The 14,522-nt window shown below is 69.7% G+C and carries 8 protein-coding genes; 2 read left to right on the top strand and 6 right to left on the bottom strand.

Translation table 11 applies throughout. The features are described from left to right. Positions 1-129 precede the first annotated feature (129 nt). Genes LZF96_RS02125 through LZF96_RS02115 form a run of 3 tightly spaced genes read right to left on the bottom strand, consistent with a single transcriptional unit; the run spans position 130 to position 4,405 of the window. On the bottom strand, positions 130-1,464 hold the full coding sequence (locus LZF96_RS02125; protein WP_233865083.1) for a glycosyltransferase family 2 protein: 1,335 nt from the start codon (positions 1,462-1,464) through the stop codon (positions 130-132). After that, complete coding sequence (locus LZF96_RS02120) at positions 1,461-3,152, bottom strand: ArnT family glycosyltransferase (RefSeq protein WP_374203060.1); 1,692 nt, start codon at positions 3,150-3,152, stop codon at positions 1,461-1,463. Before LZF96_RS02120 ends, LZF96_RS02125 begins: the two co-directional genes overlap by 4 nt. Next, a complete protein-coding gene (locus LZF96_RS02115; protein WP_233865081.1) occupies positions 3,149-4,405 on the bottom strand; it encodes a glycosyltransferase in 1,257 nt (418 codons plus the stop codon). Before LZF96_RS02115 ends, LZF96_RS02120 begins: the two co-directional genes overlap by 4 nt. A gap of 1,065 nt (positions 4,406-5,470) precedes the next feature. Here LZF96_RS02115 and LZF96_RS02110 point away from each other — a divergent pair. Beyond that, a complete protein-coding gene (locus tag LZF96_RS02110) occupies positions 5,471-6,019 on the top strand; it encodes a hypothetical protein (protein ID WP_233865080.1) in 549 nt (182 codons plus the stop codon). A 280-nt stretch (positions 6,020-6,299) separates the two neighbouring features. Here the strand turns inward: LZF96_RS02110 and LZF96_RS02105 are convergent, their stop codons facing one another. The 3 genes from LZF96_RS02105 to LZF96_RS02095 all read right to left on the bottom strand — a co-directional run bounded on the left by LZF96_RS02105 (position 6,300) and on the right by LZF96_RS02095 (position 12,347). Further along, positions 6,300-6,824 carry a GNAT family N-acetyltransferase gene (locus tag LZF96_RS02105; protein WP_233865078.1) on the bottom strand — a complete coding sequence of 175 codons (525 nt, stop codon included), beginning with the start codon at positions 6,822-6,824 and terminating at the stop codon, positions 6,300-6,302. 433 nt (positions 6,825-7,257) lie between these two features. Beyond that, the gene (locus tag LZF96_RS02100; RefSeq protein WP_233865076.1) at positions 7,258-7,857 is read right to left on the bottom strand and encodes a hypothetical protein; all 600 of its coding nucleotides are present in this window, start codon (positions 7,855-7,857) and stop codon (positions 7,258-7,260) included. Next, on the bottom strand, positions 7,854-12,347 hold the full coding sequence (locus LZF96_RS02095; protein ID WP_233865074.1) for a DUF6531 domain-containing protein: 4,494 nt from the start codon (positions 12,345-12,347) through the stop codon (positions 7,854-7,856). The genes LZF96_RS02100 and LZF96_RS02095 overlap by 4 nt, the downstream gene beginning before the upstream one ends. 1,339 nt (positions 12,348-13,686) lie before the next feature. Between LZF96_RS02095 and LZF96_RS02090 the strand changes: the two genes are divergently transcribed. Continuing rightward, complete coding sequence (locus LZF96_RS02090) at positions 13,687-14,172, top strand: peptidase inhibitor family I36 protein (protein ID WP_233865072.1); 486 nt, start codon at positions 13,687-13,689, stop codon at positions 14,170-14,172. The last annotated feature ends 350 nt before the right edge of the window (positions 14,173-14,522 follow it).

The following is a 14,522-nucleotide window of genomic DNA, read 5'->3' as shown; positions in this document are numbered from 1 at the left end:
CGTGGCCCCGACGATCGATTCGGCGCCGGTCGCCCGGTCGCCGGTCCCGGCCGGCGGGTGACATCCCGTCACCGGGAGGCGCCGCCCGACTCGGCGGTGACGGATACGGGCGCGGGGGCGGGCCCCGGCTCAGGCGAGGCGGTCGCCCCGATCCCGGTCCCGGTCCCGGTCCCGGCGCGGCAGGTACACCAGCATCTCGGTGGCGACGAACCGCAGGACGAAGGTGACCAGCAGCGCCAGGGCGGTCGCCGGCAGCACCGCCACTCCCGGGCTCTCCACCAACAGCGCGATCAACGGCACCCGTAGGACCAGGTCGGCGTTGGCCAACAGCGTGAACCGCCCGGCCCGGTCCGCCCAGTGCCGGTGACCGCGCCGATCGCGGAAGAGCAGGCTCTCCGACAACAGGAAGTTCCAGGCCACGCCGCACTGGTTGGCCAGGATCACCGACGGCAGGTAGTGCATCCCCCCGGCGGTCAGCAGGTACAGCGCCCACAGGTTCGGCAGGAAGCCGGTGACGCCGATCAGGCCGAAGACCATCATCCGGGCCGTCGCCGAGGCGGTCCGCAGGGACAGCAGGTGCCGCAGGAAGCGCATCCCCTCCCTCGCCGTGGACTTGGACTCCCCGGCGAACCGGTCCTGGAAGACGAACGGCACCTCGGCCACGACGCGCGGCCGGCAGCGCACCGCCAACTCCAGCAGGATCTTGTAGCCCAGTGGCTTGAGGACCTCCGCCGTGACGATCTCCCGCCGGATCGCGAAGAACCCGCTCATCGGGTCGCTGACCCCCCGCAACCGGCGCGGGAACAACCCCTTCGTCAGCCGGGTCGCGCCCCGGGAGACCGCCACCCGGTAGCCGCCGGCCAGTCCCTCCCGGCTGCCGCCCGGAATGTAGCGGCTGGCCACCACCAGGTCGGCTCCGGCGCGCTCGCCGGTCGCGATCAACTCGGGCACCAGTGACGGCGGGTGCTGCAGGTCGGCGTCCATCACCGCGATCCAGTCGGTGTCGGCGGCTCGCATCCCCTCCACGACGGCGCCGCCCAGGCCGCCGGTGGGCGTCTCGCGGTGGATCACCGACACCGGGAAGCGGCAGGTCGGCGCGGCCTCCTCGATGATCCGCGGCGTCTCGTCGGTGCTGTCGTCGACGAAGACCACCCGGCACCGGTCGCCGGCCGGCAGCGCCTCGCCCAACTGCCGCAGCAACTCGCGGATGTTCCCCGCCTCGTTGAAGGTCGGGACGATCAGGGTCAGCGTCCCACCGGTGGGGGGCGCCGTCGGGTCCGGCACCGGGAGCGGGACCGCGCCGGTGACCGAACCCGACGTCGGGTCCGTCGTCGGGACGACCCCCGAGCCGGTCGGGAACGCGACGCGGTCACCGAGGATCCCGGAGCGGCGCCCCGTCGGGGACGGGGGCCCGGGCGTGCCGGGGAAGCCGGTGGGCGTACCGGTGGAGTGGTGTGTGGTCATCGGTCGCCTCCCACGATCCGCCGGATCTCGATCCGGTCCTCACCGGTGCCGAAGACGGCCACCGGCGTCGAGTTCTCGATTGCGCCCTTGACGATGGGCAGGTCAACGGCGTCGCGCCGCACGGTCGGGGACGCGACCACGTAGTCCACGTCCCGCCAGCCGTTCGGCAGGGTCCGCGTCACCGCCGGGTCCAGGTCGGCCTTGTAGAACCAGATGACGCCGGGGCCGGGCTCGTAGCCCGCGTGCACCAGGTCCAGCCACAGCGCGTCGTCCACCAGAACCCGGACGCTCTCCGGGTTCGGCACCTCCTCGCGCATCCAGACGGCGGCGGCCCGATAGCCGGCGTTGGCGTCCTCGGTCATCGCGGTCCGATTGCCGTCGTACCACTGCGGCACGACGGGCAGCAGCGCGCCGGTCGCGAGCGCGCCGGCCACCGTCCACCGGACGACGGTCGTCCCGCGCCCCTCCCGGCCGCGCCCGGTCGGTCGGCCGCGCCGCAGCACCAGGTGCGCGACGCTCGCCACCAGCGCGGCCAGCAGCAGCGCCAGGAACGGCAGGGCCTGGATGACGTACATCGCCGGCAGGTAGCCGGACGGCCGCAGGGCGATCACGGCCAGGATCACGACCACCAGCGCCGGTCCGGCCATCGCCCGCGCGGTCACCGACCAGCGGGTCGCGCACAGCACCGCCACCGCGCCGAGCAGCCCTCCCACCGGCAGCACCCGGTCGTAGTACAACCAGGCCATCAGCACGCTGTGCGAATCGGAGGTCGGGTCGAGGACCGAGCCCGAACCGGGCCGGGTCAGTTGGTAGATCGCGCCCTCGATCAGCGACACGTGCCGCGTGCCGGGGAACAACTCGTGGTTGAGCAGCGCGTACAGCGGATAGAGCAGGCCGATCAGGAAGCAGCCGGTGATGGCGCCGCTGACGGCGAACTTGCGGGTGTCGCGGTGGCTGTGCCGCCACATCGTCACCAGCAGCGCCGGCAGCACCAGCAGCATCGTCTCCTTGGTGAGCACCGAGACCGCGCCGGCGATACCGGCCGCGAAGTGGTGCCACAGGTGACGGTTGGGCGAGGACGCCAGCCAGAAGGCCACCAGCATCCACATCACCGCGATGTTGTCCAGGAAGATCTGCCGCTGGAGCACCACGGACAGTGGGGAGAGACCGAAGAGCACCATCGCCAGACCCGCCGCCCACATCGGCAGCCGCAGCCGCCGGGCCAGCAGGTAGACGAGGATCGCGCAGACCGCCGAGATCCCGAGCATGGCGTACCGCATCGTCCCCACGGTCATCGCCTCGGGAGCGAACCAGGCGGGTATCCGGGTCAGCGCGGCGATCTGGATCCATCCCAGCGGGGGGTGGTCGTACCAGTAGGTGTAGTGGGTCATGCCCTCGCCCTGCTGCACGGCCCATGCCTGGGCGAGGTAGGTGCCCTCGTCGTCGCTCAACCCCGGGAAGCGCGACATGTTCCAGGCCTGCACCGCCGTGATCACGATCAGTAGCGCCGAGCACAGCAACGCGTCGGTCCGGCCGGTGCGCACCGGAGTCGGGCGTCGGGCGTCCACCGCCGGTCTCCCCGACCCCGACGGGGACTTCGGCGGAGCGGTCGGCGGAGCGGTCGGTGAACCCGTCGGTGAATTCGTCGACGAGGAGGTCGCGGGCAGCGCGGGAAGTGTGGTGGTCACCTCTGGATGTCCTCTCGGGTGAGGTGCGCGCCGGTGTGCCGGGTCAGCTCCCACTCGTTGCGGCCCCGCTGCTCCCGCCAGACCGCGCGGATCGCCGCGCCGGCCAGCAGGACCTGGTAGAACGGGCCGCCGATGATGAGCTTGAGGTAGTGCGCGAGCCGAATGCGGAAGCCGTACTGCCGGCCGAAGTCGTGCAGTCCGACGACCTCGAAGACGAACGTGACGGTCATCGTCAGCAGCGGCAGGAAGGAGATCATCGCGACGCCGACGGGGACGTCGAGCAGCAGGCCCACCGCCACGTTCAGCGGGATGACCACACCTGTGAAGGCCTGCAGGAACGGGGTCATCAGGGTGTAGCGGGCCAGCATCCGCCGCCCGAGGCCGGACAGTCGGCGCCAGTCGCCCTTGCGGTAGACCTGCAGGAAGCCCTGGTTCCAGCGGGTGCGCTGCTTGAGCAGACCCATCAGCGAACCGGGGGTCTCCTCGCGGGTGACCATCTCCGCGTCGTAGGCGACCACGACCCGCTTGCCCGCGCTGGAGAGCCGGACGCCCAGGTCGCAGTCCTCGGCCAGGCAGTTCTCGTCCCAGCCCTCCGCCACGCGCAGCACGTCGGTGCGGACGAAGACGGTGTTGCCGCCCAGCGGGATGAACCCCTTGCTCGCGTGCAGGTGCAGCCGGCTGCGGAACCAGAAGAAGTACTCCAGGCAGTTGCGCAGGCTGTACCAGCTGGAGTGGAAGTTGATCAGCTGCACCCCGCCCTGCACCACGTCGGCGCCGGTGGTGCGGAAGGCGTGGTCGACGTGGGAGAGCAGGTCCGGATGGACCTGGTCCTCGGCGTCGAAGACCCCGACCACGTCCCCGCGACAGTGCGGGAGCGCGGTGTTGAGGGCCTTCGGCTTGTTCTTGGGTTGGTTGTGGTCGACGATGACCCGCACCCGGCCGTCGGAGTCGCGGGCGACCCGTTCGGCGACCTCGGCGGTTTCCGGGTCGTCGTGACCGACGATCACCAGGATCTCGTAGTCCCGGTGGTGGGAAAGGAGCAGCCGGCGGACGGTGTGCTCCAGGACCTCCTGCTCGTGCCGCGCGGGCACCAGCAGGGAGAACGACAGGTGGGCGTCCCCGTCCGGTCTGCCGAATCGGGTGGCCTCCAACACCTCCGGCGTGCGCCAGGCGTGCATCTGCCACCACAGTGTGAAGGCGGCCATCCAGAAGAGCGTCAACGAGACGATGACGACGAAAACAGCGGTGAACAAGACCCCTCCAGGGACCTGCCACGCCCCCGGCGTGGTGTTTCCTCAACCCCCAAGGAGGAGCACCCGTGCGGGCAGGCGTCGACGCCTGTTGCCCATGCCCCCCCCACCGTCGATTCCCCGGGCCCTCCCCTGGTCCGGGTGTTCGTTGCGGAGGGTTAGAGGTTAGGACACGGCTTGAGGAGTTCGTAGCCAAATCCGATGAACACCTCGTTTCCCGCTGCGCCGGGTCTTCCCTCGGGTATGATCGCGCGCTTTTCATTCGATGAACGGAGCGATCTATGGTTGGTGCAGAGAAAACGGGAGCGGTGTTCCCCGCCGGTCACGGCAATTCGTTTTCCCATGTCGGGGGCGGTGTGCGGGGGTGCCTCACCCGTGAGCCCCGGGCGGTCCGACTTTCCCGACCGTCCCGCTGCTTCGGCGTTACCGCAGGTGGGAGCGGGTTCGTGCGTACTCGCGAGACATCCCCCGTTCGTGGCGGATCCGCGCCGGGGTCGCGGGCGGGGAATTCGTGCCCCGGGCCGGTCGATGTGGCACTCGACGCGTCCGCCTTCGGGGGTGGTCGAGTGACCTCCGTGCATTCCCGGGGTCGGACGCACGGGCGTCCCCGACCGTGCACCCATTCCCCCTCCGTGCGCCCTGTGCGGACGGTCGTCGGCATTCCTTCGGGCGCGCTCCCCCGTGCGCCGTTTCGTGATTCCATTCGGTACTTCTGTTCGATGCGTCGTTCGCGGTGACTCCCCTTTCCGTCGGGTGGTGCGAATTCGTACACCGGTTTGATGGTGACCCCTTGGGGTGGGAAGTGTGACCGGCGAATTCCCGCGACGTGTCACCCGCTTTCCCCGCCGCCCCGGCCGAACCCCCGAGCAGGGGAGACGCGGTACGGGTCGGAGGGCACGGGCACGGGCGGGGCATCGACGCCCTCGCGCACTCGGTGAAGGAGCGGTACCGCCTGCCCCGCCGGCCCCGATGATGATCACGCGTCGCATATCCCGGAACGGACGCCTTTACGCAACCGAACCGTCACACTCACCCTCCGCCACCGTGCCACGCGGCAGGATCACCGTCATGCGATCCCGTACCGGCGCGGCGGTTCTCGCCGCACTCATGCTGTCCCTCACCGCCTGCGACACCACCGACACCACCGACGACGGCGGGCCCGCCGACTCGACCGACTCTTCCGTCTCCCCGGAGGCCGCCGGGGAGACGGAGCCGGCGGAGAGCGGAGACGAGGGTGACTCCCCGGCCTGCGACGCCTGGCAGGAGGACCTGCTCGACCGCGACCTCCAGGACGGCTGCATGGCCGAGATGGGGGAGCGGGTGTACACCGCCGACGAGCGCGCCGCATGGGTGGACGCCCTGCGCGACATCAACCCGGGCCTGGTCGCCGAGCAGGGCTCGGGCTACGACTCCCTCGCGCAGGCCGAGCGCGAGATCGTCTACCGAGGCGCCGACACCTGCACCCGCATCGCCGACCACCACGCGGGCAACGCCGGCGAGGAGGAGTTCCTGGAATTGGTCGCGGCCCAGTACTACATCGACTACCAGCAGGTCGACACCGACCTGGCCCGGCCCATCGCGGACGCCGCCGAGCGTCTCCTCTGCCCCGACCACTGAGCCGCGCCCCGATCGACGGCGGGGTCGCGCCGCCGTCGTTCCTCCCGGTCACCGGGGCGGCCCCCGCCCCGGTGGCCGGCCCCACCACCGCGCGTACGCCGACGAACCGGGATTCCCGTTCCGGTCTTCCGCCTGCCGCGCCCTCATGCGCCCCGCCCGAGGACACCGGCTCACCGGCCCCCGCCCCGCCCGCGCTCCGCGGAACGGCCCTCGATCCTCCCGGAGGCCCCGGCCCGCACGACCACGACTTTCCGGCCACCACCCGGAACCCGCTCCCGGCTCAGGAGCGGAGGTCACCCTCCAGCAGTCCCATGACGAACATGTCATACCACCGGCCGTTCCGGCGGAAGACCTGGCGCAACCGACCCTCCTCCACGAAGCCGACCTTGCGGTAGACCCGCAGCGCCGCGTGGTTCTCGGTCACCACGTCCAACTCGATCCGGTGCAGGCGCATCTCCTCGAAGCCGTACCGGCAGACCGTCCGCGTGGCGTCCGTGGCGTAGCCGCGTCCCCAGTACTCCTTCTCCCCGATGTAGAGGGTCAGTTCGGCGCACCCGGTCTCCGGCTCGGCACCGGTCAGTCGGACGAGACCGATCAGCTTCCCGTCTTCCGGCACCTCCACCCCCAGCAGGACATCGCCGTATCCGTTGGGGGCCCGCTCGGTCAGCCGCGCCGCCGTGCGGGCGGGCGACTGGGGATGGCCGTTCTCCATCCAGCGCATCACCGCGGGATCGTGGTTCCAGCGCCACAACGCCTCGGCGTCCGAGGTGTCCATCGCGCGCAGTTCCACCAGATCTCCGAGCATCCCGTCGGCCCGCCCCTCGAGTCCCGCTGTCGGTTCCGCGAACCCGTCAGGGATAACACGCCCCCACTCCCACCTCAACCGAATAACCTCGCCCCGGGGTCGCCGGTTCGGCTTTCCGGTTCGGCGAACGGTGCCCCGGATCAACCGCGCCTCTCCCGGACCTTCCGTGTTCCCGATCACCGTTCTCCATCGCCCGGGAAGGGTGCGGGCCACCGTCGCCGACACCGTGCGAGGTGGAGGTCGTACCGGACACCGGCGTATGACCGCTGCTGCCCGCGTGTCGATCTCCTCGCGTTCGAGCGCTCACAGCCGAGGAGGGCCCGGGGACCACGAGGGTTCGGCCACCACCCGTCCCCGTGCCACCACCGGCCGACCTCGCCCCCGCATCGTCATGGGCGAGCGCACCCGCCATCGGCTGCCCGAGGCGACGGGATCAGAAGCCCCAGGGGTTGGGATGGGGGGCGAGCCCGGGGTCCTCCGACCAGATGAGACGGACTTCGAGTTCCTCGCCGAGTTCGCGAGCCAGGATGTCTGCGGCCCAGCCATTCCAGTGGACGGCCATCGGATACTGCGGGATCCGAAAAGCGGGGAGGTCCACGGGAACGGCCTCGGGCCGGAAGACGGATTCTTTGATTCTCCCGGTCAGGGACTCGGGCTCGGAGGAAAGCTCGACATCGAGGCAGTCAACCACTTGGCCGACCACATACAGGCGGTGCTCGTTCTGCTCGACGCCGTTGATGAGCAGAGGCATCAACGTACCGGCGCGCATCAGGGTCTCTTCTCCCAAAACCCTGGTCAACCGTTGGCTGAGTACCGGTCCGGTGGGACGACCGGTGGGGAAGTCGGCCTTGCGCTCACCCTCCCCGTCCCGCCATTCGGCTTGGATGGCGGTGGGACGGTCCTCGGCGGAACCGGTTACCTGCCACCGCGTCAACTGCTTGATGCTGTCGTCGAAGGCCAACCCGCGGGTTCCCTCCGGAATGTTCGGTAGCAGTCGGCAAACCGACATGGGGGAGTGGGGTGTGTCGCTCATGCGGTCCAGTATGCTCCGGCGCCCGGGACGCCGGTCTTCAGTTCTTGCTCCACTGCCTTGCCGATGCCGCGCAACTCGGTGCGCAGAGCTCTACCGATTTCATCCGCTCCACGACCGAGTTGCTCCATGGTGTCCACTGTTTCCTGCAAGTGGTCGTCCAGTCGGTTGAGGAAATTTGTCCGATGGGTGTAGTTGTGAGGTGTGGGGTGCCCCAGGGGGATGCCGTTCGCGGCATCGTTGATATCCACTCCGTATTTGCTCAGGATTTTTCGGGAATTGGCTGAACCACCACGATTCAGGCTGGATGGCACGATATGTGCCGCCGCCTGACCCGATGCCGGGCCGCGGCCCTCGGCGGTCATGTTCCGTCGCAGGATGGCGGCGTTCTGTGCGCAGGTCAGCAGACCCAGGTAGTCCACCCATGTCAGCGGGTTGCTCACATAGGCCCGGGGGTTGGGCCCGGCGTCCAGCCCGAGCGGATCAGGGCTGATGTAGCTGCCGGTGGCCGGGTCGTAGTGGCGGAAGTAGTTGTAGTGGAGTTCCGTCTCCGGATCGTGGTACTGGCCGGGAAACCGCAGAGGGGTCGTCGTGGCGGCGTCAGCCTGCCAGGTCGTGAGGCCCCAGAGAGTGGAACGCGCGCTCCAGACGATCCCCCCGTTCTCGTCGACGAGTTCGGTGGGCGTACCGACCGGATCGGTGACGATGGCGAAGAAGCGCTGCGCGATGACCTCGTCGGGAGCATCGGCCGAGGTGGTGCGTTCGGTCTGCGCGATCGGACGCATCCCCTCGCGATCCCAGGTGAGGGTGTACTCCTCGGGGTTCCCCGCGACCCGGGTGGTCTGTTCCACCAGGTGCGGACCGTCCCAGACGAAACGCGTCTCCTCCGCCACGGTCTCGCCGTCGGCCGCGAGCCGCTGTTTGGCGACCCGCCGTCGCAGGGCGTCGTAAAGATAGCGCCAGGTGGTGCCGTCCGGGGTGACGACCGAGGTGAGGAGGTCCTCGGCGTCCCAGGTGTAACGCCAGACGTCCGGCTTGCGCGACAACCGGGTCCTGCGCCGCACCACCACCCGGCCGGCTGCGTCGTACTCGTAGTGCACCGACCCGGCGCGGGTCACGCGGTTCCCGCTGTACCGGCGCTCCCCGCGTGCCTCCGGCTGCGGCTGCCCGTCGGGCCAGTGGGCCTCCGTCTGGTTGCCCGACTCGTCGTAGGAGTAGCTCTCCGTCCAGCCCTCGGCGCGGACACCGGTGATCCTGCCGCCGGCATCGAGATCGAAGGCCCGGGTGCCGGTCGCAGAGTCGGCGACCGCGACCGGACTGCCGTCCCGGCGGTAGGTGTGGGTGCGGTGCCGAACGGGCCGATCGGCACCGGCCGTGGCGAGTGTCTGGGCGGTGACACGGTCCGCCGCGTCCCGGGCGGTGGTGAGGCAGGGACCACCGCTGCCCCATCGACGGCTGGTTTCGCGACCCAGCGCGTCCCGGGCGAATTCCATCGTCCTCCCGGAGAGAGTCAGGGAGGTGCGGTGCCCGGCGGCGTCGTACCGATAGCCGATGGCGGCCCCGGCAGGCGTGGTGCGCCCGGTGGGGCGGCCGAGCGCGTTGTGAACCGTGGTGAGTGTACGGCCGTTGACGGTTTCCCCGGTGACCCGACCGGCCCGGTCGTAATCGAGAGCAAGGGTGACCAATGGGTCGGCGGCCCGGAGTATTCGCCCGGCGGGGTCCAGTTCGTAGACGACCTCCCGCCCATCGACACCCTTGCCGATCACCTGATCGACATCGTCGTACCGGTAGGTGATGGCCTGCCCCACGGCGTTGGTGCGAGCGAGCAGGTTACCGACGGCGTCGTGGCGATAACGCAGGGTGCTGCCGTCGAAGTCGGTCTCCGCGACGAGGCGCCCCGCCTCGTCATGGACGTACTCCCACCTCCGCCCCTGTGGGTTGGTGACAGCGGTGAGCCGCAGTTCGGTGTCGTACCCGAAGGTGTGGGTGGCCCCGTCGGGCGTCGTCCGGGAGGCTATGAGGTCGAAGAACGTGTGGGTGTAGCGGGTGACCCGCCCCAGAGCGTCGGTGTGCGCGACGAGGTTGCCCTCACCGTCGTGTTGCCACTTCTCGACGGCACCATCCGGGCCCGCCCGGGAGGCGAGCAGACCCTCGACGGTCCAGGACTGCTCGATGACCGCGCCGAAATGGTCGATCACGGCGACGGGCCGGCCGAACGCGTCATAGCGGTAGCGCGTCTCGGCACCCAGCGGGTCGACCACGGACACCGGCAGACCGGCGGGGGAGTTGGTGCGACGCAGTACGGCGCCCTCGGCATCGGTCAGCGAGCCGAGAGCACCGGTACGGTCACGGGCGAAGGTGGTGGTGGCACCGTCGGGAGCCGTGATCGACAGACAGTTTCCGCGTTCGTCCCACTCCTGTCGCCAGGTCGCTCCGTCGTGGGCGACCAATTCCACCGGCAGGCCCAGCTCGTTGAAACGGGCGGTGGAGGTGGTGCCGTCGGGCAACCGTGTCCCGATGAGATCGCCCCGCTCGTCCCACTCCATCGTCATGGTTCTGCCGAGCGGATCGGTGAAGCCCAGGAGTCGGTCGTAGCGGTCCCATGACCGGTGGCTCGTACCCCCGAGGGGGTCGGTTCGGGAGATCAGCTGGTAACTGTCGTTGAAGCGGTGGACGGTGGTGTGGCCGAGGCTGTTCGTCGCCCGGGTGCGGTGATCAGCGGTGTCGTACCGGTACCGGTACTCCATGGCCCGGTCGGTCCCCGTGGAGAACACGCAACGTCCCGCGTCGTCGTACTCGTACCGGTACCAGATGCCGTTGCGGTCCTCCCACCGGATGAGCCGGTGATCCTCGTCGTACCACAGGCGCAGTGGCAGGCCGGAGGAGTTGTGGACGCGGGCGAGGTTGCCGGCGTCGTCGTGGTCGTAGGTGACGAGGGTCGGTTCGTCCGGGTCGGACCGCAGGGCGAGGGAGACGACGCGTTCCTCCCGGACGACGACATCCACACGGTAACCACCCGAGTGCCTCAGCTCGGTGAGCACACCGTCCTCGTCATGGAGGAAGTCGATGCGGTTGTCGTTGCGATCGGTGATCGCGATCAGAGGCAGTTCGGCGCCGGACCGACCGGCCACGGAGGCGAAGTGCAGCGTGCGGCCCGTCTCGCGCTGGTGCACGATCAGCGGCGAGCCGGGAATGCCGTCCCATGCCAGGGACCAGCGGGGCCCCTCGACCGGTAGCACCGGATGGTCGGGGTCGGCCTGCGGGACGGGGTAGAGCAGGGACATCCCGTCCTCGGTGTGGAACCGCACCCCCCGGTCCTCCAGTATCAGCCGCTGGTCGAGGGTGGAGGCCCAGGAACGCCCGAAGCAGCGCCCCTCGCGGTAGCCGGATATGTGGTGCCGTTCGATCACCAAGGGGAGGACGCCGGGCAACTCCACGTCGGTGGCGGACATGAACACCTCCCCGGCTGCCACGTCGACCGGGTCGCCACAACCGTTGCGCCTTGCCATCATCACCGCTTGCTTGCGCACGGTCCTGCCCAGCCCTGCGGCACCTGCGGCCAGGCCCTTCAACCCGGTCCTCATGCCGGATATCAGTCCGGCTGCGGTGGTGATGCCCTTGAAGCCGGGGATGCAGTCCAGGGCGGCGAAGGCCACGTCCCACAGGGTGGCGTCGCCGTGGGCGTAGTCGATGAGGGTGTCGGCGAGGACGATCAGGGCGGCGGCCAGGACCAGCAGGGCCAGGGGCCCGCCGATGATCATGGCGATGATGCCGACCACCGCGACGACCACCTTGGCGACGGCGACGATGGTGTCCCAGTTGTCCACCACCCAATCGGCGGCCTTCTGCCACCACTTGCGGTTCGGGATACCGGCCTCGGAGGCTTCTTCGAGGTCCGCTTTGCACTTGGCGGCGGCTTCCTCGCGCAGTTCCTTGGCCTGACCGGCCAACGCGATCGCCAGATCCAACTTCCCCCGGGCGTCGGTCACGGCCGTCTCCGCGTCGCCCTGATCGCTCTCCGCGTCCGTGAGCGCCCGGCGGACCTCGGCCGCCACCTCGCCCTCATCCGGCGGCTCCGCCGCCTCGGTCGCGTCCTCAAGAGCACTCGTGGCCCGCTCCAACCACGACTGCGCGGTGGACAGCTCCTCGCGCGCCTCGATCGCCTCGCTCAGCGCCCGATCCGCGTCCGTCTGCGCCTCGCGCAGTTTCGGTGCGTAGGTCAGCAGGGCCTGCGCGGCCAGGTCGTAGGAGGTGTGCAGCTTGTCCAGATCCGGCGGGAGCTTGTCGAAGCGGTCCCGGTAGGCTTCCGCGCTCTCGCCCACGAACGTGGCGAGCGCGCCCTCCTCGCCCATCGAGCGGACCTTGCCCAGGGCGGTGAACACGTCATCGGCGAACTCCTCCAGCTCACCGCCCAACCGCTCGATGCGCTCCGGATCCCCCGGGGTGGGGTCCGACCCCAGCCCCACCGGCGACCAATCCGACGCCCGCGCCACGACCCATCAACCCCCGTTGTTCCCCTGTCACCCCGATGCCCCTGCCGCGTCCCCCCGGAGGAACAACAGGTGGCAACCACGGACCCTAAACGGCGCGGAGAAGACCGAGCAACACTTCTCCCGTTCACAAGCGGACAGTTCGGGAGGGCCGTGGTGAAACCCCCGGCTTGGGAACTTCCCGCAGGCATGCTCCGAGCCGGCTGTCGGTGATGGCCCCTTGGGAGAAGACTCCTGCGCGGATTCGGAAGGTCGCAACGTGGACCGCACCGGGGCTGTTGGCGTCGGCGATCGACCACCCGGCCGAGCACCCGGGCATTGGCGAACACGCCGCCGTACCCGGGGACTCTCATCCCGGGAGCCGGGAGCCGGGAGCCGGGAGCCGGGAGCCGGGAGCGATCGGGTCCGACCGGGATTGTGCCATGGTGGAACCCGTTGATGACCGGTTGGCGCCGGGGGGCGCCACGAGACCGGGGCGACCCCGGCCGGCCCCACCGACCCCGATCTCCCCAAGGGCGATCATTCGTCACATGTCCCGGAGCGGATGCCGGTGCGCAACCGAGCCGTCACGCACACGCTCCACGGACGCACGGCCCGGCATGACCCCCGTCGGGTGGTCCCGTACACCGCGGCGGTTCTCGCAGGCGCTGCTCTGCCCCTCACCGCCTGTGACGCCACCGACGACGGCGGATCCACCGACGCGTCCGACCGGGCGGACGCCGCCGAGCGCCTCCTCCACCCCGACCACCGACTCCGGGCCCCGGCCCGGGGCCCGCACCGTCTCACCCGCCCCGGTGGCCGGGGCGAACCCCGCCCCGGCAGCCGGGCTTCGTTGCCCCGCCCCGGTGGCCTCATCATCGGAGGAGTCGTGATGAGGCGCCCCGCGCGTGCGGACGTTTCGGGCCCCGAACCGGGGCCGCCGTGTCGGCGGGAAGGGATTCCCGGCCGCCCGGCCACCGGACGAACACTCCCGTGGCCTCGGTGGCCCCCGGGAAAGACGGGATCCGATGGTGGATACCCGGCCTCGAACGGCCTTCACCCGACCGGCCATGATCATCTCGTTCGACGTGATGAAACCCTGATCGCGATGTGGCGTCGGATGAAGGAGGGTCGAAGGCTTCCTCTCGATCCCGGGGAGGTGATGAAGGTGTCCCTGTCATGTGCCCCGATGCGGCAAAGGGTTCCTTTCCGTAAGGCAAAGAGAGAGGAAATCATTATCGGGTTCCACGATCGGGGGATTTCTTTGCTGGATGACCGAATCGAGGGTGCGGAAACCCTTTCGTCGGCTCTAGTGTTTCGCCGGCGTCACGCGGGTGACGCACAGGAGAAAGGTGTTCCGCAGATGAAATCGCGTGTGAAGATGATCGTCTCGGCAGTCGCGGCTCTCGTGCTCGCTTTCGTACTCGCTCCCGCCGCGCAGGCATCGGGGGCCATCGCTCCCGCGGCGTACGGCTCCGCTCCGTCCGTCGAGACGATCGAACCCGGCGAAGCGCTCGGGTTCGACACCAACGGGGAGGTGGGGACCGCTGCCTACAGCGACTGCCCCAGCGGCTCCATCTGCTTCTGGTCCGGCTCCAACGGCACCGGCGACCGGTGCACGTGGGGGGCCTCCAACTATCCGAGGGCGCGGGAAATGTGCTCGTGGATGAACAACGGTACCGTCACCCGTTCGGTGTACAACCGTACTTCCCACCGGATGCACTACTACCGGGCCTTCAACTACCAGAACCGCATCGGCAGTTCCCTGGGCGGTGCCCAGGCGAACCTGGCCGGCACCTACACCATCGGTTCCCTCTGTCGCCACAACTCCAGTGGCTGCCCCAACTGACCCGTTCGATCACCGGAAATTCCGAGGGATTTCCCGGGCGCGCGGAATGAGGATTCCGGTGAGCCGATGAACACCGTACGGCCCCTCTCGTCCGGGGGCCGTACGGTCTTTGCGTTGTGGGGTCCCGCCCTCTCGTCGAAACCCTCCCCCCACCTCGGTGGGGTAGTCGTCCGGAGACCCGGTCATGTGAAAGCGAGGGGGAGCAGGTCACCGACGAGGACGTCCACGACGTCTGGTCCGCCCGGACGCAGCCGATCGACGACCCCCACCGGTCGCTGATGCCCTTCGTGGAACTCGATGCGGACACACGCGCGTGCGATGCCCCCTACGCGGACGCCATCCGTGCGGCC

It is taken from the genome of Streptomyces sp. ST2-7A, from assembly GCF_021390475.1.
GTDB lineage: Bacteria > Actinomycetota > Actinomycetes > Streptomycetales > Streptomycetaceae > Streptomyces.
Note: the sequence above shows the minus strand (reverse complement) of the source record. Positions and strands in the feature narration are given on the sequence as shown.

Bases quoted from the DNA above. Each gene is read 5' to 3' on its own strand.
- LZF96_RS02125 (WP_233865083.1), bottom strand. From the start codon at position 1,464: ATGACCACACACCACTCCACCGGTACGCCCACCGGCTTCCCCGGCACG.
- LZF96_RS02110 (WP_233865080.1), top strand. From the start codon at position 5,471: ATGCGATCCCGTACCGGCGCGGCGGTTCTCGCCGCACTCATGCTGTCC.
- LZF96_RS02105 (WP_233865078.1), bottom strand. From the start codon at position 6,824: ATGCTCGGAGATCTGGTGGAACTGCGCGCGATGGACACCTCGGACGCC.
- LZF96_RS02100 (WP_233865076.1), bottom strand. From the start codon at position 7,857: ATGAGCGACACACCCCACTCCCCCATGTCGGTTTGCCGACTGCTACCG.
- LZF96_RS02090 (WP_233865072.1), top strand. From the start codon at position 13,687: ATGAAATCGCGTGTGAAGATGATCGTCTCGGCAGTCGCGGCTCTCGTG.